Below are 24,393 nucleotides of genomic sequence, written 5' to 3' on the forward strand. Positions count from 1 at the left end.
GCCGCCGGTGCCGTTCTTCTCCGCGGCCGGATTCAGACCCGGACCCACCGGGGCGTTCAACGCCGCGAGCGACGACGAGTGGGTCGTCGGCGGGTCCGCGTCGTTCCGGATCGCCGGGACGAACGATCCCCACGTCGCTCCCGGCGATCGGGTCGAGGTGCGCCTCGCCGTTCGCGAGCGACCGGTCGCGACGCTGGAGGCGACGGCCCGTCCGGGATGAGCGTCGGCCCGGGACCCCTCGGGGACCCGCGCGACGACCTACTCCTCGGGGACCCGCGCGACGACCTACTCCTCGGGGACCCGCGCGACGGTCGTGATCGCCCGCGGGCTCCGGGGCGTCGCGCGCTGGATGTGGTGTTCGAACGTCTCGTAGCCGGCCTCCTCGAACATCCGATCGGCCTCGGCCTCGTCGTAGAAGAGCATGATCGCGTCGGCGACCCGCTGGAGGACGCGGTTGTGCGGGTAGTCGGGGCCGACGACGAGCACCTGCCCGCCCGGCTTCGCGACGCGACGGAGCTCCCTGAGTCCCTCGACGGGGTTCGGCCAGTACTCGATCGAGCCGGACGACCAGACCACGTCGAAGACGTCGTCCCGGAAGGGGAGTCGCTCGGCGTCGCCGCGGTAGAAGTCGACCCGATCGCGTTTCCCGAACTTCTCGAAGGCCTTCTCCATCTGGTGGACGCTCTGGTCGAGCCCGTGGACGTCGTCGGCGTGCTCCAAGAGGCCCTCGGTGCCGAATCCCGTCCCGCAGCCCACGTCGAGCACGCGGTCGTCCTCGCCGAACTCCAGCCACGAGAGCGCCTCCGCCCGCATCTCCTCGTTCCAGTTGAATCGGTTGACCCGGTCGTACACCTTCGAGAGGTACTTGTAGAACAGCCGGGCGTTCGACTTGTCCTCGAGGATCCCCATTGACCGCCGGTTGGGGAGCCGACCCCATAACGACACGGATCCGGTCCGGGCCGGCGACGCTGACTCGACGGCGGGGCCGATCCCGACTCGACGACGGAGTCGGTTCCGATCCGACGCCGTCCGGTTCCGACCGGCTTATCCGACGACCGTCCGTCCCGTCCGTATGAACCCGACGACGACCGGTCGATTCCGGGTCCACGACCGCCGACCACGACCCGTCGACGGCGGCGACGGGCCCGCCGAGTTCGTCCTCGTCGAACTGCCCGAGGACGCGATCGACCCGACCGATCCGGACGCCGCGGAGGCGTACGACCCGCTGTACGCGACGGCCACCGGGTACGAGGGCGAACTCGCCGAGCGGGTCGCCGATCTCGATCCCGGTAACGTCGTCGACGCGACGCTGGCGTGGGAGGACGGCACCGCGCGGTTCACCGAGGTGACGACCGTCCGCGAGAGCCGGTTCCGGTTCGCCGACGGCGTCGAGGGGATGTTCGAGGCGGCCGTCGACGCGTGGCGGACGATCCGCGCCGACGGTGAGGCGATGGGATCGGTCACGACGCGGTCGACCGACGGCGAGCCGAACGGCGCGCTCTACCTGTTCGCCGACGGTTCCGGAACCGACACGTTCGCGGAGCTTCGGGCGGCCCGGCTCCCGGTGGAGCCGCTCGTCGATCGGGTCAACGAGACCCGAGGGGACGACGCGCCCCGAGAGGTGTTCGTGCTCCGGCCGGCCGCCCACGAGTTCGTCGCCGTCTACGTCGTCTTCGAGCGGGACGGGGTGCTCGCGAGGACGGTCCGGGACACCTACGGACTCGGCGATGGACTGGCCGCCGGACTGGAATCTGCCGGCGTCGACACGATCGAGACGGGGGGATCCGAGGACGCCGGCGGTTCGGACGACGCGGACGACGAGGGTTCGGACGACGCGGACGACGAGGGTTCGGACGACGGACCCGACGGTGACGGATCGGAGTTCGATCTCACCGACCGGCTGTGAGCCCCCGACCTACGGCCCGTGACCGCTCGACCTACAGCCAGTCCGCGTTCGGGTCCACGCGCCCGTCGGGAACCTCGCCGGTGAGAACGGCGGCGACGTCGGCGGCGGCGCTCCGGTTCAACTCCTCACGGGCGTCCTCGCTGTACCAGGCGGCGTGCGGCGTGACGACCGTGTCGTCGCGGCCGACGAGCGGGTCGTCGACGGGCGGCTCCTCGGCCAGCACGTCGAGACCCGCGGCCTTGATCGCTCCGGACTCCAGCGCCTCCACCAGCGCGTCGGCGTCGATCACTGGACCGCGTCCGACGTTGACCACGACGGAGTGAGCCGACAGTCGCGAGAGCGCGTCGGCATCGACGATCCCTCGTGTAGACGCCGTCAACGGGGCGTACACAGCGACGTGGTCGCTCCGGTCGAACAGCGCCTCGAACCCGACCTTCTCGACGCCGCGTTCGTCCATCCGGTCGCCGTCGACGAACGGGTCGTACGCGACGAGCTCCGCGCCGAACCCCGAGAGCTGCTCGGCGGCGCGTCTCGCGATGGGGCCGAACGAGAGCAGACCGATCGTGGAACCGCTCATCCGACGGATCGGGCGTCCGTCCTCCCACGTCCAGCGACCGTCGGCGACCGCGTCGTCGTACTCGGTCACCGACCGGAGGCAGGCGAGGAGCAGCGAGAGGGAGTGGGTCGCCACCTCGTCGGTACAGTACTCCGGCACCCGCGTCACCGTCACTCCGGCGTCGGCCGCGGCGGCGACGTCGACGTCGTCGACGCCGACGGCGGCGCGGACGACGACCGCGAGCTCGTCACCCAGCGCGTCGACTGCCTCGGCGGTCACGGGGGTGTCGACGTCGACCACGACCGCGTCGAATCCCGCACCGTCCTCGAACCCGGTTCCGGCCTCGATCAGCCGCTCCGTCGATCCGAGTCGAGCGACCTCGATCTCGACCGGCTCGGCGAGGGCGTTCGAGAGGCGTTCCCGGTACGCGTCCGGGTCGATCATCGAGGACGCCGAGAGAAGCACTCGCATCATACGCCTCGATCGGCCGAGCCCGACTTAGTCCCGTTGGATACGTGTCCGATAAAGAGAAAACAACACGATCGACCGTGTGGTCGCCGCCTCGTTCCGACGGCTCTTTGCGAGTGTAGCGGCTACGAGGGGTCGTGAGCGACGACACGACGGACAAGCCACCGATGCTCGTCCTGCTCGAATCGCTGGCGTTCTACCGGAACGTCCGCGTCGGAGCGGCGGTCGGGGCGTCGTTGGCGGTTCTGCTGTACCTCACGCGTGCGCTGGAACTCCTCGGTCCGCTCGTGGAGGTCCGTGAGTACCCGTTGGTCGGTCCCGACGTCTGGTTCGCGTTCCTGGCGTTCGTTTTCGCGGCCACGTCGGCGCTTCTGGTCGCGATAGCGCTCACCGTGTTCGAGGCGATTCGCGGGGCCCGATCGGTCGGGCGCGAGGAGCGGAACTAGTCGGCCGTACAGGAGGCATCCCGTTCCTCGCTCGTGAACTCCTGGGCGGGCTCGGTGAGCTTATAGAGGTTCTGGCGGGCGTCCGCGAAGTAGACGTCCTCGTCCACCACGTCGATCCCCTCGAGCCGTTCGAGAGCGTAGCGGACGGTCCGGGCCGACAGCATCGATTCCTGAACGATCCCTTTCTGTGTCAGCGGTCCGTTGTATTCGAGTACCTTGAAGACGAGTTTGGCGCTCGGCGGGAGGTCGTCGAGACCCTCCGTTTGGGTTCCAGCCATCGCTACGAACGGAAACCGCACACGGGCATAAATGTTGATGCAACACCCCCGATATCGTGCGAGATACCGGATCTAATTGCCTGTTCTCCGGCGAAGTACCAGCAAGAATACCCGCTATACCGCCGGTGGACTGACCAGTCAGTCAGCGTTCGAGCCTCGCGCGCGCTCCCCACACGGACCGGAACGACGGGCGGATCGAACCGGGAGCGATCGGCCTCGATCGATCCCCCTGATCGAATGGTCCGAGACGTGATGGTTTCTGCGACGAACGCGGGGACGGGGTGACCTCCGAGCGACCGGGACGTGATCGGAGGAACGGCGGACGGAATGCGAGCGGAACGAACGGTTTTTCACGGGCGCTCGCGGATCCGTACGTATGAGCGACGAATCGGGGATCTCCGGGCACGCCCGGAGCGTGGTCGTCACCACGATCTGCTGTCTCGCGGGGATCGCCGCGGGCGTGGTGTCGGCCGCCTACGTCGGGACCGATCCCGTCGACGCCGCCGACACGATGGCCCTCGTGGTGCTCGGGGCGTTCGTGTTCCTCCAGTATCCGGTGTACAGCGTCTTCGGGGTCGACATCACCGACTTCGGCGTCAAGGACAACTTCTACGTGGCGTTCATGACGTTCACGCTGTGGTTCATCAGCTACACGGTCCTTCTCACCTCGGCGGTGACCTTCTGAGATGGCCGACGACAGCATCGCGGTCGTGGACCTGGATCGGTGCCAGCCCGACCGCTGTAACTACGAGTGTGCGAACTACTGTCCGCCCAACCGGACGGGAAAGGAGTGTATCACCGAGCGCGGCGAGGACGCCGACGAGGGCGACCCCGACCAGATCCGGATCTCCGAGGAGATCTGTCTCGGCGAGACCTGCGGCATCTGCGTCGAGAAGTGTCCGTTCGACGCGATCGAGATCATCAACCTCCCCTCCGAACTCGAGGAGGAGCCCGTCCACCGGTACGGCGAGAACGCGTTCGCGCTGTACGGGCTCCCGACCCCCGAGCCCGGCAAGGTCACCGGCATCCTGGGTCCCAACGGGATCGGGAAGTCGACGGCGGTCCACGCGCTCGCCGGCGAGCGGGTCCCGAACCTCGGCGACCACGAGACGGAGCCCGACTGGGAGCGGGTCCTCGACCGCTTCCGCGGCACGGGCCTCCAGAACTACCTCGCCGCGCTCGAGGCCGGCGACGTCACCGTCTCCCGGAAGCCGCAGTACGTCGACCAGATCCCCAAGCAGTTCGACGGCAACACCCGCGAGCTCCTCGAGCGGACCGACGAGCGCGGCGCGCTCGACGACCTCATCGACCGGCTCAACATCCGGCCGGTGATGGACCAGGACATCGATTCGATCTCCGGCGGCGAGCTCCAGCGCGTCGCCATCGCGGCGTGTCTGGCTCGTGACGCCGACTTCTACTTCCTCGACGAGATCACGCCGTACCTCGACATCGGACAGCGGATGGTCGCGGCGCGACTCATCCAGGAGCTGGCGAACGAGCCCGGGTCCGATCGGTCGATGCTCGTGGTCGAACACGACCTCGCGATCCTCGACCTCCTGGCCGACACCCTCCACGTCGCGTACGGGGAGCCGGGCGCGTACGGTGTCATCACGGACCCTAAATCGGTTCGAAACGGGATCAACGAGTACCTCAAGGGGTACCTCGACAACGAGAACATGCGGATCCGGCCCTCCGCCATCACCTTCGAGGAACACGCCCCGCGGGCCACCTCGAAGGGGACGCCGCTCGTGGAGTACCCGGACCTCACGAAGTCCTACGGCGAGGGCGAGTTCGGGCTCCGCGTCGAGGGCGGAACGATAAACGAGGGGGAGGTGCTCGGGATCGTCGGCCCCAACGGGATCGGGAAGTCGACGCTCGCGAAGCTGTTCGCGGGCTCTCTGGAGCCGGACACCGGCAGCCTCGAGTTCGAACTCGACATCGCGTACAAGCCGCAGTACATCGAGATCGACCAGCCGATGCGGGTCGACGCGTTTCTCTCCTCCATCACCGACGAGTTCGGCAGCTCCTACTGGAACACGGAGGTCGCCGGGCCGCTCCAGCTCGACCGGATCATGGAACAGGACCTCACGGACCTCTCGGGCGGCGAGCGCCAGCGCGTCGCCATCGCGGCGTGTCTCTCGGAGGACGCCGACCTCTACTTACTCGACGAGCCGTCAGCGCACCTCGACGTCGAACAGCGGGTACGCGCGACGACGGCGATCCGGCGGTACGCGGAGAACCACGACGCGACCGTGATGGTGATCGACCACGACATCTACATGATCGACCTGCTCGCGGACCGCCTGATGGTGTTCGACGGCGAGCCGGCGGAGCGCGGTCGTGCGACCCGGCCACAGGAGATGCGCGAGGGGATGAACGACTTCCTCGCGGACCTCGACATCACGTTCCGGCGCGACGAACGGACCGGTCGCCCGCGGATCAACAAGCCGGACTCACAGAAGGACCGTCAACAGAAGCGCGACGGCGAGTACTACTACGCGCCCTAGGAAGCGAGCCGAATTCGGCTCACCGTCCGTCGTCGACGCCGACCACCAACACCGGAACCGACCCGCCGCGCTGGACTCGCGTCGGGAGCGGTTCGGGGCGAACGAGCCGGTCCAGCCCGGTCCGACGGGCCGAGCCGAGAACGACGAGGTCGACGCCGTGAGCGTCGGCGAAGTCCAGCACCTCCTCGTGGGCGGTGCCGTAGCGGAACCACTTCTCGACGTCGACGCCGCGGTCCCGGCCGCGGGCCTCGGCGGCCTCGACGGCGGCCTCGCCCTCGCGCTCGCGGCGTTCGACCACCACGTCCCAGTGCTCGGTCGTGTCGACGACGTACAGCGCGTCCACGGTCGCGCCGTGTGCGGACGCGAGGTCGATCCCCGCCTCGACCGCCGATTCGCCGGTCTCGGTTCCGTCGGTGACGACCAGCACTCGCTCGAAGAGGCCGGCGGCCGGGACGGGATCCGCACCCGATGCCGGTTCGTCGACGGGGTTCGGTCGGCTCGCACGGTCGTCGGCGTCGCGGTCGCGGTCGACCGCGTCGAGTCCCGTTCCCTCGGGGGTCCGGACGGTCGGCTCTGCTCCGCGGCGGTTCGCGTCGGGGTCGATGTCTGCTGACATGGTCGGTGGTCGACGACCGCCCGGTGGACGATCGTCCTCTCTGCCCTCAGGTCGGCTCCCGACCCAGTTAACGATTTTCGACAGGATAGACGATTATCATTATCTATCCCGTTTCAGTTCCTGATAGATGATTATATTCGGATGATAGACGATCGTACGTTTCGTTCCACCCGTGAGTTCTGTACGTCCTCGATCCGGATCCGGATTCGATGGCGGCCGTCGGTGCGAGATCGGCTCCGAACGTGATCGGTCCGGGCGCGATCGGTCCGGGCGCGATCCCGCAGTCCGCGGTGATCGTCCGTACCGAAGCGATTAAGCGATGAACCCGCCAACGCCGAGACATGCGACACCTCATCGTCCGCGGCGACCCCGGCATTCGTCGGGACGCGATCATCGAGTACGAGGGCGAGGAGCTGATCTGTTTCGGGATCAGCACGCAGGGCGGGTGGCACGGCCCCGACGAGCCGCAGCTCTGGTGTACCGTCGGCACTCCCGACGAGCGGGAGGCCTACGACAAACGCGAGTACGTCCCCCACTGGCTCGACGTCGACACCGTCGACGCCGAGTCGCTCGACGTGATCAAAGCGAAGGGCGACCTCTCGGTCTAGCGGCCGTCACTCACGCACCGGTTTCTTCACACCGGCGGGTCCGCGAGCCACGCCTCGACCGCGCCGGCCATCGCGCCACGCCGGTGTATCTCCCCCTTTTCTGGGTCGACGACCGTGCTCTCGGCTCCCGAGGTCTCGCCGCCGTCGATCACCGCCGCGACCCGGTCGTGCACCCGGTCGTCGAGGGCCGCGACCCGGGTGACGCTGCCGTTTCCGGAGACGTTCGCGCTGGTGGCGGTGAGCGGTCCCGTCTCTTCGAGGAGCGTGCGCGCGACCGAGTGGTCGGGGACGCGCACGCCGACGCGGTCGCGGCCGCCGGTCAGCGCGTCGGGGACCGAGGGGTCCCGCTCGACGACGACCGTCACCGGACCCGGGAGGAACGCCCGCATGAACGCGGTCGCGAGCGTCGTGGGCCGAGTGTGGCCCAACGCGGCGTCGACGCTCGTGACGCCGAGCGAGAGCGGGTCGTCGCGGTCGCGTCCCTTCGTCTCGAACACCCGCTCGACCGCGCTCGGATCGAGTGCGTCCGCGCCCAGTCCGTACACCGTCTCCGTCGGGTAGACGACGAGGCCGCCGGACGCGATCGCGTCCGCGGCCCGCCGAATGGATTCGCGGTCTCCTCCGGTGTTCCCGTCGGCGGCGAGTCCGTCGTCCTCGGTGCCCGTGTCGGCGTCGTCGGTCACGGGTCGTCGTAGGCGGTCGGATCGAAAAAGGATAGCGGGTCGTTCGGGGGGCGTTTCGGGACCGCGTGGCCACGTCCTCACTCGAGGAGGTCGTCGATCGCCGCCTCGACAGCGTCGTAGTCGGGGAACGAAGGGTGCTCGCTCCCGACCCAGGCGTACCGGACGACGCGGTCGCCGTCGAGCAGGAACACCGCCGGCCGCGCCTCCGTGATCCCCGCCATCCCGTCGATGTCGTGGGCGACGCCGTACGCCTCGACGACCTCCGCGCTCGGGTCCGAGAAGGCCCGGACGCCGTCGCCGCGCTCGGCGAGCAGGTCCTTGTGCTCGTACGGCGAGGAGATCGAGACGCCGTAGACCGGGAGCGCGTCGGCCCACCCGCGGTCGTCGATCTCGTTGTAGACGTACGTCGTCTGGAACGCGCCGTCCATCGGGTGGAAGACGAGAAGCGTCGGTTCGTCGACGACCGACGAGAGCGAGCGGTCCTCCCAGAACTCCTCGCCGACGAGGGGGCGGGTGAACTCGGGGGCGGTCTCGCCGGCCGTCACGTGGTCGGCCTCGGGGAGCTCGACGACGTCGAAATCCGGCATCAGGCACCCCCCGCGGCGCCGGCGTCCTCGTAGGTACCCTCGAGGTACTCCACGATGTTGGCGCTCTCGGACATGGTCACGCCCGTCTCCCGGTCGACGATCGCCGGAACGCTTCGCGCGCCCGAGACGCGCTTGACGACGTTCCGTTCGGAGTGCATCGGCTCGACGTACCGGGACCGGTACTCGATCCCGAGGCGGTCGAGCGTCCGGACGACCCGCTCGCAGTACGGACACGCCTGGAGCCGGTACAGCGTTATCTGTGGATCCGTCATACGCTCCGTTTCGGCCGCGGAAGGGGTAACCGTATCGGCCGCGGAAGTCGATCGGTTCCCGGCACCCGCTCGTCGTCGGCGCGCTCGTGGGGGCCGGAAGGTAATCTTTTAACTACGTGCCGCCGGAAGTGGTACGAGAATGGGCTTGTCGTCAAGCGCGCTGACAGCCGGCCTGCTACAGCTACCGGTGCCGGGACAGAACACCGTGACCCTCCTCGGGATCCTCGCGATCATCGCGTTGATCGGTCTCTCGGCGTTCTTCTCCTCCTCGGAGATCGCGATGTTCTCGCTGCCGCAACACCGGGTCGACAGCCTCGTCGACGAGGGCGTCTCGGGGGCGAAGACGATCCGCAGCCTGAAGGAGAACCCGCACCGGCTGCTGGTGACCATCCTCGTCGGGAACAACATCGTCAACGTGGCGATGACCTCCATCGCGACCGCGCTGTTCGGGATCTACCTCTCGCGGGGACAGGCCGTGTTGGCGACGACGTTCGGGATCACCACGCTGGTGTTGGTCTTCGGCGAGAGCGCGCCGAAGTCGTACGCCGTCGAGAACACCGAGTCGTGGGCGCTCCGGATCGCCCGTCCGCTGAAGCTCTCGGAGTACGCGCTGTACCCGCTCGTCGTCGTCTTCGACCGCCTCGTCCAGGCGATCAACACGGTGATCGGCGGCTCGGCTGCCATCGAGTCGACGTACGTCACGCGCGACGAGATCCAGGACATCATCGAGACGGGCGAACAGGAGGGCGTCATCGAGGAGGAGGAACGCGAGATGCTCGACCGGATCTTCCGGTTCAACAACACCATCGCCAAGGAGGTGATGACCCCGCGCCTCGACGTCACCGCGGTCTCGAAGCGGGCCACCGTCGAGGAGGCGATACAGAAGTGCGTCCACGCCGACCACGAGCGCGTCCCGGTCTACGACGGCAACCTCGACAACATCGTCGGCATCATCACCGTCCGCGACCTGGTCCGCGAGCTCAACTACTCGGAGGGGGAGCCCTCCCTCGAGCGAGTCGTCAGTCCGACCCTCCACGTTCCCGAGTCGAAGAACGCCGACGAGCTGCTGGCGGAGATGCAGGACAACCGCCTCCAGATGGTGATCGTGATAGACGAGTTCGGAACGACGGAGGGGATCATCACGCTGGAGGACATGGTCGAGGAGATCGTCGGCGACATCCTGGAGGGCGACGAGCCCGAGCCGATCGAGTTCATCGAGGAGAACGTCGCGTTCGTTCAGGGGGAGGTCAACATCGACGAGGTCAACGAGATGCTCGGCATCGACCTCCCCGAGGGGGAGGAGTTCGAGACGCTCGCCGGGTTCGTGTTCAACCGCGCGGGTCGGCTCGTCGAGGAGGGCGAACAGATCGAGTTCGACGGCGTCCGGATCCGCATCGAGCGCGTCGACAACACCCGGATCATGAAGGCGCGAGTCACGGTCCTCGAGGGGGCCGAGGGGGCGTCCGAGGAACCCGCCGAGTCCGAACCCGAGGAGCTGCCGGCCGACGAACTCGAGTGATCGGCGACCGCTCGACCCCCGTTCACACCGCGTACGCCCGCGCCGCCGAGACGAGCGCCTTCCGGTAGGCGCTCTCGGTCGGGTCCGGTCCGAGGTCCAGGAACCGTCCTTTGAAGTCGTCGACGTCGACGTCGGCGGCGTCGCTCTCGGCCGCGCGCGCGAGGTCGTACAGGCGGTGGCTCGGCTTCGCGAGGTCGTGACGCTCGACCAACGCCAGCGCGAACGCGGCGTTCACCGCCGTGATGTCCGGGTCGGCCCCGGCGGTCACCGGCGGCGCTCCGGTTCGGCTCGGGTCCGGCCGGTCCGCGACGGCGGCCGCCAGCGTCGACTCGAGGAAGCCGACGAGCTTGTCGGCGGGCGCGACGGAGAGCGTGATGTCGTCGGCGTAGATGTCCTTCATGTGATTCGCGATCTGATAACAGTGCGCGAGCTTGCGCCGCTCCACGGTCTCGCCGGCGAGCCCGAGGTACAGCGCCTCCTCGGTCGACTGGAGGTGTGAGGCGTGGCCCTCCTCGTAGCGGGCCATGTGCGAGAGCTCGTGGACCGCCAGCTCGCGGGCCATCGCGCTCGTGGCGGCGCGCCGCGAGACGTTGAGGACGTGGTGGTCGGCGTAGTGGCCGGCCCACGTCCGCTCGTCGGGGTCGTCTCGAACCTTGACGTAGACGGGGTCCTCGAGCGAGAACTCGGTTTCGAACAGGTCGGCGGCGCCGAGAAACGGGTCGGGGGGGACGTCCCCCTGTACGCGGAGATCCATGCGTATTCGTACCATGCTCCCGGTCGGTAAGTCTCTTGCGCCGTCCACGCCGTCGGTCAGTCCGCTCACCACGTTTATGTATAGTCGATCGGTACCGAGACGCATGAAGGTATACGCGGCCTACGCCGACGGTCTCCGCGTCGTCGACCCCGACGCGGGGCGCGTCGAGACTCGCCTCGACGGTCGTCGCGTGGAGTGCGTGGCGGTCCACCGGGACGCCCCCGAACGGGTGTTCGCGGGAACGTTCGACGACGGGCTGTACCGTTCGACCGACGCGGGCGAGTCGTTCGAGCGGGTCGCCACGGACGCGCTCGGCCCTGAAGGAGCCGGCCCGGACGCGGTCACCGCGATCGCGACGAGCCCGCACGACCCGGACACGGCGTGGATCGGTACCGAGCCCTCACGGATCTATCGGACGACGGACGGCGGCCGATCCGTCGAACGCGTCGCGGGGCTGACCGACGTTCCGTCCGCGTCGGAGTGGTCGTTCCCGCCGCGCCCGGATACCCATCACGTCCGGTGGGTCGAGGGCTGTCCCGCCGATCCCGAGCGGTGGTACGTCGGGATCGAGGCGGGTGCGCTGCTCGTCACTCCCGACGGCGGCGCGACGTGGACCGACCGCCCACCGGGATCGCGGCGGGACACCCACACGATCGCGACCCACCCGAACGCCCCGAATCGGGTGTACGTCGCCGCGGGCGACGGCTACGCCGAGAGCGACGACCGGGGACGGTCCTTCGAGGTCGTGGACCGCGGCCTCGACCACGGTTACGTCTGGGGGATCGCCGTCGACCCCGGCGACCCCGACCGAGTCCTCGTCAGCGCCGCCAGCGGCGCGAACGCCGCCCATAGCCGAGGCGAGGCCTATCTGTATCGGCGGGAGGAACGCTCCGATGGCGACGGAAACGCGGACGCGAGCGGCTGGGAACGGCTCGACGACCGCGGGATCCCGACCGGCGAGGGGACCTACCGGGCGGTCCTGGCGTCGGGGACCGATGCGGGGGAGATCTGGGCGCTCGCCGATCACGGGCTGTACCGAACCACCGACGGCGGCGGCCGGTTCGACCGGGTCCCGGCGGACCTCCCGGAGGGGACCCCCCGAGCGCTCGCGATCGTGTGAGCCCGCTCGGGGGCGGCGGTCGTTCGCGGGCGGAGCGGCCGTTCGACGCGTCTACGCTCGCCGGACCGCGCCGACGACGAGGTAGACGAACGGGGTGTCGAGCACGGCGATCAAGAGTTTGAGGAGGTACTGGCCGACGATCAGCGTCCCGACCGCCTCCAACGGGAGCGCGTTCCCGACGCCGAAGACGGTCGGCGCGACGAGGAACGCCACGGACACGAAGATGACCGTGTCCATCGCCTGGCTCGTCGCCGTCGACGCGAGGTTGCGGAGCCAGAGGTTCGCGGAGCCGGTCCGGTCGCGGATCGCGTGAAAGAGCACGACGTCGACGTTCTGGCTGACGACGTACGCCAGCAGGCTGCCGGCGACGACGTTGGTCGTCGGCCCGAGCGCGGTTCCGAAGGCGGCGGCGATCTCGGGGTCGGCGCCGGGCGCGACGAGCGTCGACCACACCAGCGCGAGCACGACGAAGTTCATCGCGAACCCAACGTTGACGACGACCTGAGCGGTCCGCCGGCCGTACAGCTCGGCCAGGCAGTCGGACGCGAAGAAGGTGACCGCGTACGCGAGCGCCGCGCCGGGGAGGAGTATCTGCGGGCCGACGACGGGCAGCGCGACCGGCAGCGACAGCGCGAGCACCTTCGCGGCGGTGACCTGCGCGGTGGCGAGCGCGGTGACGAAGAGGGCCACGAGCCCCACCGCCGCCACCGCCGGCCGCGAGAGCGGGTCGACCGCGAGGAGCCGCTCGACGCCCGCTGTCTCTCCTGTCCCCCTCGTCCCGCCGGCCCGGTCACTCATCGGCGCCGTCCTCGTCCGTCAGCCGGCCGTGGCGCGCGTCGATCTCGTCCAGCGTGTCGAGCGTCTTGCGGATCGACGCTCGGACCGCGTCGCTGCGGTTCACGAACTTCCCCTCGTCGCCGACGTGTTCATCGAGGTCCGCCAACAGCTCCCGTGGGATCTCGACGCTTATCTTGGGCATACTCGAGTACTCCTCGAAGAATATATAAAACGCTGACGAGTGCGCGGTTCCCCGCGACCTCGACGCACGGGAGTCGATCCCACTCCTCCGTGCGACCGCTCGACACGCCCGGTCCGGAGCGAAGCCCTTATGATCGAACGCGCGGAAGCAACGGTAACTCGCTGGTACGGACGTCCAGCGGGCACTCGCCGCCGGGTCGGGGTTCGAAAGCGGCCATCCGAACGCCCGCCCGGGACGAGACGACATGTGGCCGGGTTCCGGCCGAATCGCAAGCGTCCGTGGACAAGACAATGGCACGAAGCTTCTACTCGCACATCAAGGACGCATGGCGGTCCCCCGACGAGGGGAAACTCGCGGAACTCCAGTGGCAGCGCAAACAGGACTGGCGCGACCAGGGCGCCATCGAGCGGGTCGACCGACCCACGCGGCTCGATAAGGCCCGCGAACTGGGTTACAAGGCGAAACAGGGCGTGATCGTCGCCCGCGTGAGCGTCCGCAAGGGCGGATCGCGAAAACAGCGACACAAGGCCGGTCGCCGCTCGAAGCGGCAGGGCGTCAACCGCCTCTCGCGGCGCAAGTCGATCCAGCGCATCGCCGAGGAGCGCGCCTCCCGGAAGTACCGCAACCTGCGCGTGCTCAACTCCTACTGGGTCGGCGAGGACGGCTCCCAGAAGTGGCACGAAGTGATCCTGATCGACCCCGCCCATCCCGCGATCGAGAACGACGAGGAGCTCAACTGGATCTGCTCGGACGACCACAAGGGTCGCGCGTTCCGCGGACTCACCTCCGCCGGCACCAAGGGTCGCGGCCAGCGCACTCGCGGCAAGGGAACCGAGAAGACCCGTCCGTCGGTCACCGGAAACGACCGGCAGGGCAAGTAGGCCCGACGCGGGATCCGCCCGGATCGGCCCGATCGACGTCCTCCGTTTCTCGACGACGTAGTCACGACTGCGTCGATCGTCCCCGCGTCGATCGCCCCGTTGACCGACCGTCGCGAGCGGTCGGGGGAGCGTGCCCGATCCCGCTCACCGCGACCTGCGTCGACTCGACAGTCCGAGGAGCGAGAGCAGCGCGACGAGCGCGACGACCGGCCCGAATCCGGCCGCGCCGTCGTCGGTGAGCCCGCCGGCATCGCCGTCGGCTCCGTCCGTCCCGCCGGAGTCGTCGGTCGAGCCGTCGGCGTCCGTCGATCCGCCGGCGTCCGTCGAGCCGTCGGTCCCGTCACCGTCGCGCTCGACCGTCACCGTCGTCGAGGCCTCGTCGACGGGCCCCACGACGCCCACGGTCGCGACGTCGCCGTCGACGGACGCCGGAACCGTCACCTCGCGTTCGACGGTCGTCTCCGCGCCCACGTCCAGCCGGACCGGCTCGGTGCCGACCGTCTCGCCGTCGACCCGGAACTCGAGTTCCGAGCCCGCGGGGATCGACGCGTCGTTGGCGACGGTCGCGGTCACGACCACCGACTCCCCGGCGGTCACGCGATCGGCATCGATGGCGATCCCGCGGACGAGCGCGTCCGCGGGATCGGAGACGACGACGGTGAGCGACTCGCTCCCGACCCGAACCGCGTACTCCCCGGCTTCCGTGAAGGCTCGCTCGAACCGCTCCGTCGTCTCCTCGTCGGCGTCGAGCGTTCCGTTCCGGGTCTCGATCGTCTCGTCGTCGACCGAGAGCGACAGGTCGTAGCCTCCCGTCGTACCGCCGGTGTTGGAGACGTCGACCGCGAGCGCGAGCGTCTCGCCGGCGACGAGCCGGACCGGATCGTCCTCGAGCGAGCGGTTCCGGTACTCGCCGGTCGCGCGGACGCCGTCGTCGGCGAGGGCGTATCCGATCCGCGCGGGCGTCTCGCCGAACGCCTCCGCGTGGGCGTCAGCGTTCCACGTCTCGGGGGCGTCGCTCGTCGTGATCCATCGCTCTGCCGCCTCGCGGACCCCGGCGGCCGCCTCGTCGTCGCCGCTCTCCCCGGCGGCCGCCTCGACCGCGTCGAGGAACGCGCGGTTCGTGACCGGCGCGGAGTCCTCGTTGAGGTCGCGGAGGACGGTCGCGAGCGACGCTCGCCCGTCACTCGCCAGCCGTATCCGGCGGTCGATCTCGCCGGCGACGAGCGACCCCTTTGTGTAGTCCGCGTTCCGCTCCCAACTTCCCGGGTCGGCGAGGACGGACGACGCGGCGGGGTCGCGCTCGCCGCGCGCCAGCGTCCGCTCGAAGGCGTCGAAGTCGGTCGCACCGCGGTCGAGCGCGAACAGCGCGGCGTAGTAGGTCGCGCTCGCCTCCGTGAACCACCGCGCGCTCGCCTCCGCGTCGTACGCCTGTCGGGTGTGAACGTACTCGTGGGTCCACACGTCGTCGGCGGTTCCGGTCGGCTCGCCGTCGCGGACCCACAGGTCGGCGTCGCCGGTCTGGAGACCCCTGACCGCCCAAGTCACCTCGCCGGTCGGCGCCGCGATCGCGACGACCTCGTCGTCGACGCCGCCGACCCGGAGGGAGTCCGCCGCTCCCTCGAAGACGCCGAACACCTCCTCGGGCGTCGCCTCCATCTCCGCCGCCTCGGGCACGATCAGCCGGTACCGCTGTTCGTCGCCCTCGTGGACGCGTTCCTCGTAGGGCCCGAGAAACGCGATCGCCTGGGAGGCGACGCCCTCGCCGTCGACGACGTTCTCCCGGGCGGACCGGATCCGTGGCTCGCCGGTGTACGATCCCCTGATTCGGACCCGCGGCGTTCTGACGAGCGCCCACCCGCCCGTGTCGACGAACCGGTAGGTACCGCCCGTGGCCAGCGGGCCCGATTCCTCGGTCGAGACGTTCGCCGCCATTCCGTAGGTCAGCGACGGGCGCTCGGTCTCGCCGTCCCACACCCACGTCTCCGTCCCGTCCGCGTCGTCGGCGCGTTCGAACCCGTCGGCCTCGACCCGGTCGTCGTTCGCGGTCAGGAGCGTGATCTCGAGGCCCGTGACGCGGTCGGGAACGTGTGCCGTCGTGGTGACGCCGACGGTCCCGGCCTCGTCGGTCGCGGACAGCTCGTTCCGGACGCCGATGGTGTCCTCGTCGCCCACGTCGGCGGCGTTCGATCCCGACCCGTCGAGCGACCCCGCCGTGGCCTCCGCGGAGGCGCCGTCGACGAACTCGAACGTCCCCGTCGGTTCGGTCGGAGCACTCGGCCCATCCGGGGTACCCGGAGCGCCCGGAGCGCCGCCCGCGACGGTGATGGCTCCACAGAGGAGAAGCGAGGCGGCCAGCAACGCGACGACGACGGCGCGAACCCCGGGGGATGACCCCAACCGATGCATGGCCGATAACCGTCCGTCCCCGGTTTAGTGTTATCCCTCGGACCGACCGTCGCGGCACCCGCTCGGATCGAGAAAGGGGGGAGGGAGCGTGTGACGGGTCCCTCCATCGCCGTCGTACGCGTGCGAGTACCATAGTTATTGGCACTATTCTCCGGATCTCTCGCGTATCAATGGGACCCTTCGCGGACGCGTGACCGTCAGACGGCGCGGATCCGCACGGTCCAGAAGTCGCGGAACGCGTCCTCGAGAGCCGGCTCCGGGCGACCGGTCGCGTCGGTCACGTCCGTGTGGTCGGCGAACTCGCGGACCTCGCCGAGCACGCTCCGCTCGCCGACCACGACCGTCCGCTCGATCCCCCCGCCGTCCTCGCCGGCCTCGGCGTCCCCGACGTCCCCGGCGTCCTCGAGGCCGGCGAGGGCGTCACGGGCGCGCTCGAGGTGCTCGTCGATCTGGCCCTCGCGCCGGCGCTCGAAACGTCCCTGTGAGAACCCGCCCTTGGAGTGGGCTCCCTTCACGTCGGAGGTGAACCCCTCGAAGTCGACCCGTTCGTCGTCCTCGTATATCCCCAGCGCGAACGTGTCCGACCGGACCAGCGCGAACGCGAACCGTCCCGTCGGGCGGAACCACTCGGCCGGCAGCCGAGGACGGTCGGCCCACCGGTCGAACGGCTCCGGAGCGATCGGCGTCGAGAGCGCGGCGCTCACCGCGCCCGTGTCGTCGGCGACCACGACCGCCGGCGCGGCCCGTCGGACGAGCGGCGTGCGGTCGCCGAACCCCTCGCGGACGCTCTCGGGCACCGCACCGTCGGGAACGAACGCGGTGAGTACGCCCTCCGGGTCGTCGCTTTCGACCCCCCGAAGCCGACCGAGGACGTCGGCGAGGCGGGACCCGTACGCGTCGCTCACGCGACGGAACTCGACCGTCTCCTCGTCGCCCTCGGCGCGCTCGACGCGGTCCTCCAGCGACTCGATCCGCTTCTCGAGGCGGTTGACGCGCTCCTCGGCCCGCTGGCGGTCCGCGACCGCGTCCGACCGCCGCTCCTCCTCGGCGGCCGCGCGCCGCTCGAGGTGCCGCTTCTCCTCTTCGAGCTCCGCGATCCGCTCTTTCAGCTCGGCGCGGCCGAGCAGCCGGTCGATCATGGCGGAGGGTCCCGCGCCGCCCTCAAAGGTGCGTCGACCGTCGACTCCGTCCCTGGTCGGCGTTCCCCGTGCGTCGGCGCGCTCTCAAGCGTCCACGTACGGCTCCCACCCCTCCCAGCGCAGGAGGTTCTCGGCGCGGTCGGCGTCCGCGAGCAGGACGTTCCGCCTGGACGGCAGGTCGTCGGCGGCGAGCGAGCGGGGGATAGCGAGCGTCCCGCTCGGGACGCCCTCGTCGCCGTCGACCGGGATGTGGCCCGTGTCGAGTTTCATCACCAGCGGCGCGTCGAGCCGCTCTACCCCCTCGCCGTCCGCGTACAGCTGCTCGTTGACCCGCTCGTGGTCGGCCCGCTGGATGGCGGCCCGGTCGCCGTCGTGGGGCTCCACGTACAGTTCGCCCAGGTAGTATCCGCTCGAGAAGCGTTCGAACATTCTGTGCGTGTTATACTCTACCACGATACTACATAAGCGTTACTCGCAAACGATCGAGCGTGGTTCCGGTCGGGTGACGACCGGACGGAGAACGGCGTTCGAGTCGCGGCCGATCGGCGTCTCCTACTCGCCCCCGGAGCGTCGTGCGACCTCGTGACGGCCGAACCCGTAGCGGAGCCGGTTGGCGAGCCGCCGCGAGAACCGGCCCTCGTTGCGCGAGTCGAACCGCTCGGCGAGTGCCGTGTAGATGAGCGGGACGGGGACCTCGCGTTCGAGCGCCTCCTCGACGGTCCAGGTTCCGGTCGACCCGCCCGCGACGTGGTCGGCGACGTCGCCGAGGTCGTCGCCCTCCTCGCGGAACGCCTCCTCGCACAGTTCCAGGAGCCACGAGCGGATCACCGCGCCGTTGTTCCAGGTCCGCGCGACCGACTCCATCTCGAGGTCGTACCGGCCCTCCGCGAGCAGTTCGAACCCCTCGCCGTACGCCTGCATCAGCGCGTACTCCACGCCGTTGTGGACCATCTTCACGTAGTGACCCGAGCCGGACTCGCCCATCCGGTCGTGGCCGTCGGGACCGGTCGCGACCGCGTCGAAGACGGGCACGAGTTCCTCGTAGGCCCACTCCGGTCCGCCGACCATCAGCGAGAAGCCCTCCTCCGCGCTCGCGGGCCCGCCGGAGGTCCCGCAGTCGAGGTAGGCCGCGTCGGTTCCCTCGGCGCGGCGGACCGACTCCTCGAAGTGGGAGTTGCCGCCGTCGACGACCACGTCCTCGCTCCCGAGGTGCGGTTCGAGGTCCGCGAGGGTGGCGTCGACCGCGTCGCCCGCGGGCACCATCAGCCAGATCCGCTTGCCGCCCTCGTTCTCCTCCCCGTCCGTCGACTCGTCGAGCCGGTCACAGAGGTCGGCTACCGAGTCCGCGGGCTCCGCACCCGCCTCCGCGGCCGCGGCGGTCGCCTCCGCCGAGAGGTCGAACGCGACCACGTCGTGGCCCGCCGCGAGGCTCCGGTCGACGACGATCCGCCCCATCCGCCCGAGTCCGATGACGCCCAGTTCCATGCGCGAGGGGTGGCCGCCACCCTCCCTAGTGGTTCCGGTTCGGTCGGCGGCCGACCCGACTCCGGCGGCCCGCTCGCGTCCGGCGCGTCGCTATTCGTTTCGACCGCCGCTGCCCGCCTCGGCCTCGGCCTCCGTCTCGCCCAGATGTGCCCGCAGGGCGTCGACGTCCTTGTTGCCCGCGCCCGTGTTCAGGAGGACGACCGTGTCGTCCGGGCCGAACTCGCCCGCCTCCGCGAGCGCGAACGCGCCCGAGGCCGCCGCCGCACACGTCGCGCCGACCTCCAGGCCCTCCTCGCGGGCGACGGTGATCGCGGCGTCGAGGATCTCGCGGTCGGTCGTCGCGACCGCGCCGCCATCGGACTCACGGATCGCCTCGAGAATGAGCGGGCTCGCGCCGGGGTCGGGGATCGCGATCCCGTTACAGGCGGTGTCGACCTCGTCGTCGTCGAGGGGCTCGTGGCGGTCCGCACCCGCCTCGTAGGCGTCGACGACGGGCGCGCAGCCGGCGGCCTGGGCGGCGTACATCGGAACGAGTTCGTCGCTCCAGCCGAGCGCGCGGGCCTCGCGGGCCGCCTTGTGCATCCCGACGAGCCCGACGCCGCCGCCGGTCGGGTAGACGACCGCGTCGGGGGCCTCCCAGTCGAGTTGCTCCAAGAGCTCCAGCGCCATCGTCTTCTTGCCCTCGTGGCGGTACGGCGTGACGAACGTCTTCGCGGAGTACCACTCGGGGTGGTCGTCCATCGCCGCGGCGTACGCCCGGCCCGCGTCGCCGATCTGCGAGTCCCCGCCGACGGGGTCGGTCACGGTCAGGTCCGCGCCGTGGACCTCCGTCATCGCCTTCTGGGTGAACCCCGCCCGCGAGGGGAGGAAGACGTGCGCGTCGAGGCCGGCGCGGGCCGCGTACGCCGCGGCCGCCTGGCCCGCGTTGCCGGCGCTGTTCAGCGCGATCTCCTCGGCTCCGTGTTCGCGCGCCGCCGTGACCGCGAGCGACTGCCCGCGGTCCTTGAACGTCCCCGTGGGGTTCGCGCCCTCGTCCTTCAACAGCACGCGGCCGACGCCCATCGACTCCGCGAGCGCGGGACACTCGACGAGCGGCGTTCTTCCCTCCCCGAGCGTCACCGCGGCCTCGCGGGCGAACGGCAGCAGCTCCTCGTAGCGCCACATCGACTCGCCGGGGCGGGACTCGAGGTCCGCGGGCGTCAGGTCGACTCGGTCGAGGTCGTAGCTCGGGTCCAGGATCCCGTCGCAGTCCGGACAGCGGTGCGTGGCCGTCTCGGCGTCGAACGTCTCCCCGCAGTCGACACAGGTCAGTCCCTCGAAGGCCGCGGTCGTTTCCATGCGCAGGGATCGCACACCGGGGGACTTCGCTCCATCGGTCGACGAAGGTTCGATCGAACCGGGAACTCGGTCGCGTCCCGGCTCGGCGTTCAGTCCTCGACCGGATCCGGGATCACGTCGGCCTCGACGAGGTCGTCGAGGTCCCCGTCGGCGTAGCCGTACTCGCGGAGGACGTCCTCGGTGTGCTCGCCGAGCATGGGCGGATGTCGCCGGACCGTCACGGGCGTCCGCGAGAACTTCATCGGCGAGCCCGGGACCTCCATCGTGCCGACCTCGGGATGGTCGATCTCCAGCCGCATGTCCCGTGCCTCGATCTGCGGGTCGTCGAACAGCTCGGCCATGTCCCGGACGTGGCTCGCGGGCACGTCGTGGCCGGTGAGCGTCTCGACGGCCTCCTCCGTCGTCATCGCGGCGAACTCGGCCTCGAGCTCCGCGTCGAGCGCCTCCCGGTTGTTCACCCGCTTCTCGTTGACCTCGAACCGCTCGTCGGCCAGGAGGTCCGGCCGGTCGAGCGCGTCACACAGCCGCGGCCAGAACGAGTCCGCCGAGCAGCCGACGACGACGTAGTCGTCCTCGGTCTCGAACGCGCGGTACGGCGCGATGTTCGGGTGTTTGCTCCCCATCCGCCCGGGCGACTCGCCGCTCGCGAAGTAGTTCGCCGCCATGTAACTCATCCAGGCGGCCTGGCCGTCGAGCAGGCTCACGTCGATCTTCTGACCCGTGCCGTCGCCGAGCTCGCGCTCGAGCAGCGCGGCCAGGATCGCCTGGGTGGCGTACATCCCCGCGCCGATGTCCGCGAGCGCGACGCCGATCCGGACCGGGGGGCCGTCCTCGACGCCCGTGATCGACATCAACCCGCCCTTCGCCTGCATCACGATGTCGTACGCCGGCGCGTCGCGGTCGGGGCCCCACTCGCCGTACCCGGAGATGCCGCAGTAGATCAGTTCCGGGTTCTCCTCGACGAGGTCGGGGTAATCGAGGCCCCAGTCGGCGGTCTTGCCCACCCGGAAGTTCTCGACGACGATGTCGGCCTCGCGGGCGAGGTCGCGGAAGACGTCCCGCCCCTCCTCGCTCGCGAGGTTCAACACGACCGAGCGCTTGTTCCGGTTGACGCTCGTGTAGTAGGCGCTCTGGGCGTTCTCGCCCTCCCCGAAGGCCGGCGGCACCCACGTCCGCGTCTGGTCGCCCACGCCGGGTCGTTCGATCTTGATCACGTCCGCGCCGAGGTCGCCGAGCTGCATCGTACAGAACGGTCCCACGAGCACGCGGGAGGCGTCGAGCACCGTGACGCCGTCCAGCGGCCCGGTGTCGCCCGACGGGTCGCGCGCCTCACCGACCATGGTTGCCTCGCATTCCTCGCATACGCGCACCTCCGAGCCGACCGGCATAAAGCCCTCGTCGCCGGCCCCGGTGGCCGAGTCGGTAACCATTAACTCGTCGGGTGAGACAGTCGTCGTATGGATCTAGAGATCGAGGGCAACGTGGCGCTGACGACGGCGTCCAGCGACGGGCTCGGAAACGCGGCCGCGACCGCGCTCGCCCGCGAGGGCGTCAACGTCGTGATCAACGGCCGCGACGGGGACCGGCTCGCGGCGGCCGCCGAGGAGCTTCGCGAGGAGGCGGCGGGCGACGCGCGCGTCCACCCCGTTCAGGGCGACCTGACGAACGAGGACGACGTGGTCGGGCTCGTCGACGAGACGCTCGAGGAGTTCGGTCGGCTCGACCACCTCGTCACCTCCGCGGGCGGCCCGCCGTCCGGGCCGTTCCTGGACACCGACGACGACGACTGGTACCACGCGTACGACCTGCTCGTGATGAGCGTCGTCCGCCTCTGCCGTGAGGCGGCCGACCCGCTGCGGGAGGGCGACGGCGGCACCATCGTCAACGTCGCCTCCCGGTCGGTCAAGGAGGCGATAGACGGGCTCGTCCTCTCGAACTCCGTCCGCATGAGCGTGATCGGCCTGGAGAAGACGCTCTCGAAGGAACTCGCCCCGGACGTGCGCGCGAACGCCGTCCTCCCCGGCCCGCACGAGACGAGCCGGATCGAGGACCTCGTGAACCAGGCGGTCGAGCGCGGCGAGTACGACTCCTACGAGGAGGGACTCGCCGACTGGGGCGACGGCATCCCGATCGAGCGCATCGGCGACCCGATGGAGCTCGGCAACACCGCCGCGTTCCTCTCCTCGCCGAAGGCGGGGTACATCAACGGCCAGTCGATCGTCCTCGACGGCGGTGCGGGCAGCGCGAACCTGTAAGGCTACACCGACCCGAACGGTCAACACCTCCGGACGAGTCCGGGCGGCATGGACGTTCTCCTTCGGCTCCTCGGGATGCTCGCGGTGCTGCTCGTCGGTACCGGGCTCCGGGGCGCCGGACTGCTGAACGCCTCCCGGACCGACCGGCTCAACGCCGCCACCTACTACGTCGCGCTCCCCTCGCTCGTCTTCGTCGCGACCTACGACGGGTCGATCCCCGACCTCCTCTCCGGCGCGCTCGTCGTCGCGGTCCTCGCCTCCCTGCTGGGTACCGCCGCGGTCGCGTGGGTCCTCCACCGGAACCGCCCGGCTTCACGGCGAAGCGTGGCGGTCGTCCAGTCGTACCACTCGAACCTCGGCTACCTCGGCCTGCCGCTCGTCGCCGCGACGTTCGGGCCGGACGTGACCGCGCTCGCGAGCGTGGTCCTCGGTGTGGCGCTGCTGGTCCAGGTGCCCCTCACCGTGACCGTGTTGAGCACGATCAACGGAACCGAAACGAGCGTCCGGCGCGAGGCGGGCGCCCTCGCGCGAAACCCCGTCCTGATCGCGCTGGTCGCGGGGGTGTCGATCGGTGCCGTCGGGGTTCCCGTACCCGTCGCGGTCGCCGCCGGGCTGGACCTCCTCGGGTCGCTCGTGCTCCCGCTGGCGCTGCTCTGTGTCGGCGCGTCGCTCCGCGTCGACCTCCCGGTGGCCGACCCCGGCGCGACCGGGTCGGTCCTCGCGCTCAAGCTCGGGGTCGCCCCGGCGGTCGCGTGGGCGACGCTCGCCGGGTTCGGCGTCGACGCCGCGACGCTCACCGCCGGCGTGGTCATGCTCGGGACGCCGACGGCGGTCTCGACGTACGTCTTCGCGACCGAGCTCGGCGGCGACGCCGAGTTCGCCTCCCGGAACGTGTTCGCCACGACGGTCGCGTCGATCGCGTCGCTCTACGCGATCATCCGGCTGGTCGGGTGAGCCGGAAAAACGGGGGCGGAGTCAGGCCGGAAGCGTGCTGATCCCGTCGATCTCCACGTAGCCGAAGCCGCACTCCGGACACCGCCACTTCGTCTTCTCCCCGAGGTGGAGGGTCGTCGCCGCCGTCCGGTAGAACGCGTGCGTCTCCCCGCAGGCCGGACAGTCCACGTCCTTTTGGAGCGCCATGCGTACACGTGAGCCGACATCGGGTTTCAAGGTATTGATCCGATGGGCGGCCTAGACGGCGGTGACCCACGCCTTGTACGTCGCGTCGAGCCCGTACACCTCCCGGAAGGCGCGTTCGATGAACCCCGCGACGCGGTTCGCGTCCGACCGGGCGGTGACGACCGCGTTCGTTCCCTCCGCCTCCTCCGGGGTCACGAGCTCGTCGATCCGGAACTCGGGGAACTCGGCGAGCAGCCCCTTCAGCCGGTCCAGCTCGTCGTCGGTACAGTCCATGACGAGTTCGGTGCCCGCGAGCTGGATCCACGGCGGGACCTCCCCGCCGTCGGTGACATCGCTGTCGGGGTCGACGTCGACGGTCATCACGTCGCTCGACCGGGCGCGGTGAGCCGCCGCGGCGTCCGCGAACAGCGCCAATCGCTCCGACTCCGTCGCGGCGTCGAATCGGGTCAT

General features: G+C 70.0%; 28 protein-coding genes and 1 pseudogene. 11 read left to right on the top strand and 18 right to left on the bottom strand.

The features are described from left to right. A pseudogene (locus F3H10_RS14470) lies at positions 1–220 on the top strand (type IV pilin); the annotation flags it as partial. A gap of 65 nt (positions 221–285) precedes the next feature. Here F3H10_RS14470 and F3H10_RS14475 read toward each other — a convergent pair. Next, a complete protein-coding gene (locus tag F3H10_RS14475) occupies positions 286–909 on the bottom strand; it encodes a methyltransferase domain-containing protein (protein ID WP_149784042.1) in 624 nt (207 codons plus the stop codon). 163 nt (positions 910–1,072) lie between these two features. Between F3H10_RS14475 and F3H10_RS14480 the strand changes: the two genes are divergently transcribed. Next, the gene (locus F3H10_RS14480) at positions 1,073–1,906 is read left to right on the top strand and encodes a DUF6663 family protein (RefSeq protein WP_149784043.1); all 834 of its coding nucleotides are present in this window, start codon (positions 1,073–1,075) and stop codon (positions 1,904–1,906) included. A gap of 31 nt (positions 1,907–1,937) precedes the next feature. On the opposite strand, the gene F3H10_RS14485 is transcribed toward F3H10_RS14480, so the two are convergent. After that, positions 1,938–2,936 (bottom strand): NAD(P)-dependent oxidoreductase, encoded by a 999-nt coding sequence (locus tag F3H10_RS14485; protein ID WP_149785489.1) that lies wholly within the window; start codon positions 2,934–2,936, stop codon positions 1,938–1,940. Between the two features lie 131 nt (positions 2,937–3,067). Between F3H10_RS14485 and F3H10_RS14490 the strand changes: the two genes are divergently transcribed. After that, positions 3,068–3,376: a DUF7536 family protein gene (locus F3H10_RS14490; protein ID WP_425545170.1), complete on the top strand. Its 309-nt coding sequence runs from the start codon at positions 3,068–3,070 to the stop codon at positions 3,374–3,376. Here the strand turns inward: F3H10_RS14490 and F3H10_RS14495 are convergent. Continuing rightward, positions 3,373–3,654, bottom strand: coding sequence for a MarR family transcriptional regulator (locus tag F3H10_RS14495; protein WP_066418190.1), 282 nt, complete (start codon positions 3,652–3,654; stop codon positions 3,373–3,375). The genes F3H10_RS14490 and F3H10_RS14495 overlap by 4 nt on opposite strands. 376 nt (positions 3,655–4,030) lie before the next feature. Here F3H10_RS14495 and F3H10_RS14500 point away from each other — a divergent pair, with 376 nt between their 5' ends. Together F3H10_RS14500 and F3H10_RS14505 are read left to right on the top strand one after the other, a co-directional pair. Continuing rightward, complete coding sequence (locus tag F3H10_RS14500; protein ID WP_094530769.1) at positions 4,031–4,339, top strand: EMC6-like membrane protein; 309 nt, start codon at positions 4,031–4,033, stop codon at positions 4,337–4,339. Between the two features lies 1 nt (position 4,340). Then, positions 4,341–6,161 carry a ribosome biogenesis/translation initiation ATPase RLI gene (locus F3H10_RS14505; RefSeq protein ID WP_149785490.1) on the top strand — a complete coding sequence of 607 codons (1,821 nt, stop codon included), beginning with the start codon at positions 4,341–4,343 and terminating at the stop codon, positions 6,159–6,161. A gap of 19 nt (positions 6,162–6,180) precedes the next feature. Here F3H10_RS14505 and F3H10_RS14510 read toward each other — a convergent pair whose 3' ends face one another. Further along, positions 6,181–6,777, bottom strand: a complete 597-nt coding sequence (locus tag F3H10_RS14510) for a universal stress protein (RefSeq protein ID WP_149785491.1) — start codon at positions 6,775–6,777, stop codon at positions 6,181–6,183. A gap of 341 nt (positions 6,778–7,118) precedes the next feature. Here F3H10_RS14510 and F3H10_RS14515 point away from each other — a divergent pair, with 341 nt between their 5' ends. Continuing rightward, on the top strand, positions 7,119–7,385 hold the full coding sequence (locus F3H10_RS14515; RefSeq protein ID WP_149785492.1) for an HAH_0734 family protein: 267 nt from the start codon (positions 7,119–7,121) through the stop codon (positions 7,383–7,385). Positions 7,386–7,411: 26 nt separating this feature from the next. Here F3H10_RS14515 and F3H10_RS14520 read toward each other — a convergent pair whose 3' ends face one another. From F3H10_RS14520 to F3H10_RS14530, 3 genes are all read right to left on the bottom strand, one after another. Continuing rightward, the gene (locus F3H10_RS14520) at positions 7,412–7,990 is read right to left on the bottom strand and encodes an L-threonylcarbamoyladenylate synthase (protein WP_223174331.1); all 579 of its coding nucleotides are present in this window, start codon (positions 7,988–7,990) and stop codon (positions 7,412–7,414) included. A 155-nt stretch (positions 7,991–8,145) separates the two neighbouring features. After that, positions 8,146–8,655, bottom strand: a complete 510-nt coding sequence (locus F3H10_RS14525; protein ID WP_149785494.1) for a redoxin domain-containing protein — start codon at positions 8,653–8,655, stop codon at positions 8,146–8,148. After that, entirely contained in the window at positions 8,655–8,927 is a 273-nt protein-coding gene (locus F3H10_RS14530) for a glutaredoxin family protein (RefSeq protein WP_149785495.1), read from the bottom strand. Before F3H10_RS14530 ends, F3H10_RS14525 begins: the two co-directional genes overlap by 1 nt. Positions 8,928–9,066: 139 nt before the next feature. Here F3H10_RS14530 and F3H10_RS14535 point away from each other — a divergent pair, with 139 nt between their 5' ends. Then, positions 9,067–10,446: a hemolysin family protein gene (locus tag F3H10_RS14535; RefSeq protein ID WP_149785496.1), complete on the top strand. Its 1,380-nt coding sequence runs from the start codon at positions 9,067–9,069 to the stop codon at positions 10,444–10,446. 22 nt (positions 10,447–10,468) lie between these two features. Here the strand turns inward: F3H10_RS14535 and F3H10_RS14540 are convergent, their stop codons facing one another. Next, complete coding sequence (locus tag F3H10_RS14540; RefSeq protein ID WP_149785497.1) at positions 10,469–11,200, bottom strand: DUF5781 family protein; 732 nt, start codon at positions 11,198–11,200, stop codon at positions 10,469–10,471. Positions 11,201–11,303: 103 nt separating this feature from the next. On the opposite strand from F3H10_RS14540, the gene F3H10_RS14545 reads away from it, so the two are divergent. Beyond that, positions 11,304–12,320, top strand: a complete 1,017-nt coding sequence (locus F3H10_RS14545) for a WD40/YVTN/BNR-like repeat-containing protein (RefSeq protein WP_149785498.1) — start codon at positions 11,304–11,306, stop codon at positions 12,318–12,320. Between the two features lie 51 nt (positions 12,321–12,371). On the opposite strand, the gene F3H10_RS14550 is transcribed toward F3H10_RS14545, so the two are convergent. Then, positions 12,372–13,118, bottom strand: coding sequence for a queuosine precursor transporter (locus F3H10_RS14550; protein WP_149785499.1), 747 nt, complete (start codon positions 13,116–13,118; stop codon positions 12,372–12,374). Beyond that, positions 13,111–13,299 (bottom strand): ribbon-helix-helix domain-containing protein, encoded by a 189-nt coding sequence (locus F3H10_RS14555; protein WP_149785500.1) that lies wholly within the window; start codon positions 13,297–13,299, stop codon positions 13,111–13,113. The genes F3H10_RS14550 and F3H10_RS14555 overlap by 8 nt, the downstream gene beginning before the upstream one ends. A gap of 290 nt (positions 13,300–13,589) precedes the next feature. Here F3H10_RS14555 and F3H10_RS14560 point away from each other — a divergent pair, with 290 nt between their 5' ends. Next, positions 13,590–14,180, top strand: a complete 591-nt coding sequence (locus F3H10_RS14560) for a 50S ribosomal protein L15e (RefSeq protein ID WP_149785501.1) — start codon at positions 13,590–13,592, stop codon at positions 14,178–14,180. Between the two features lie 144 nt (positions 14,181–14,324). Here F3H10_RS14560 and F3H10_RS14565 read toward each other — a convergent pair whose 3' ends face one another. The 6 genes from F3H10_RS14565 to F3H10_RS14590 all read right to left on the bottom strand — a co-directional run bounded on the left by F3H10_RS14565 (position 14,325) and on the right by F3H10_RS14590 (position 21,888). Further along, positions 14,325–16,586 (bottom strand): PGF-CTERM sorting domain-containing protein, encoded by a 2,262-nt coding sequence (locus F3H10_RS14565; RefSeq protein ID WP_149785502.1) that lies wholly within the window; start codon positions 16,584–16,586, stop codon positions 14,325–14,327. Between the two features lie 197 nt (positions 16,587–16,783). Next, positions 16,784–17,725, bottom strand: a complete 942-nt coding sequence (locus F3H10_RS14570) for a Vms1/Ankzf1 family peptidyl-tRNA hydrolase (protein WP_149785503.1) — start codon at positions 17,723–17,725, stop codon at positions 16,784–16,786. Positions 17,726–17,809: 84 nt separating this feature from the next. Then, on the bottom strand, positions 17,810–18,154 hold the full coding sequence (locus tag F3H10_RS14575) for a DUF5802 family protein (RefSeq protein WP_149785504.1): 345 nt from the start codon (positions 18,152–18,154) through the stop codon (positions 17,810–17,812). 123 nt (positions 18,155–18,277) lie between these two features. Beyond that, complete coding sequence (locus tag F3H10_RS14580; RefSeq protein ID WP_149785505.1) at positions 18,278–19,210, bottom strand: decarboxylating 6-phosphogluconate dehydrogenase; 933 nt, start codon at positions 19,208–19,210, stop codon at positions 18,278–18,280. Positions 19,211–19,300: 90 nt separating this feature from the next. Then, complete coding sequence (locus F3H10_RS14585) at positions 19,301–20,548, bottom strand: threonine synthase (protein ID WP_149785506.1); 1,248 nt, start codon at positions 20,546–20,548, stop codon at positions 19,301–19,303. An 89-nt stretch (positions 20,549–20,637) separates the two neighbouring features. Next, positions 20,638–21,888: a CaiB/BaiF CoA transferase family protein gene (locus tag F3H10_RS14590; protein ID WP_149785526.1), complete on the bottom strand. Its 1,251-nt coding sequence runs from the start codon at positions 21,886–21,888 to the stop codon at positions 20,638–20,640. Positions 21,889–22,005: 117 nt separating this feature from the next. Between F3H10_RS14590 and F3H10_RS14595 the strand changes: the two genes are divergently transcribed. Both F3H10_RS14595 and F3H10_RS14600 read left to right on the top strand, forming a co-directional pair. Further along, complete coding sequence (locus tag F3H10_RS14595; protein ID WP_149785507.1) at positions 22,006–22,803, top strand: SDR family oxidoreductase; 798 nt, start codon at positions 22,006–22,008, stop codon at positions 22,801–22,803. 48 nt (positions 22,804–22,851) lie between these two features. Continuing rightward, complete coding sequence (locus F3H10_RS14600; protein WP_149785508.1) at positions 22,852–23,757, top strand: AEC family transporter; 906 nt, start codon at positions 22,852–22,854, stop codon at positions 23,755–23,757. Between the two features lie 21 nt (positions 23,758–23,778). Here F3H10_RS14600 and F3H10_RS16150 read toward each other — a convergent pair whose 3' ends face one another. Together F3H10_RS16150 and F3H10_RS14605 are read right to left on the bottom strand one after the other, a co-directional pair. Then, positions 23,779–23,943: a DUF7838 family putative zinc beta-ribbon protein gene (locus tag F3H10_RS16150; protein WP_188127950.1), complete on the bottom strand. Its 165-nt coding sequence runs from the start codon at positions 23,941–23,943 to the stop codon at positions 23,779–23,781. Between the two features lie 51 nt (positions 23,944–23,994). Next, positions 23,995–24,393: a hypothetical protein gene (locus F3H10_RS14605; RefSeq protein WP_149785509.1), complete on the bottom strand. Its 399-nt coding sequence runs from the start codon at positions 24,391–24,393 to the stop codon at positions 23,995–23,997.

Origin of the sequence: Halorubrum aquaticum (assembly GCF_900113615.1) — an archaeon.
In the GTDB taxonomy this organism is placed as follows: Archaea; Halobacteriota; Halobacteria; order Halobacteriales; family Haloferacaceae; genus Halorubrum; species Halorubrum aquaticum.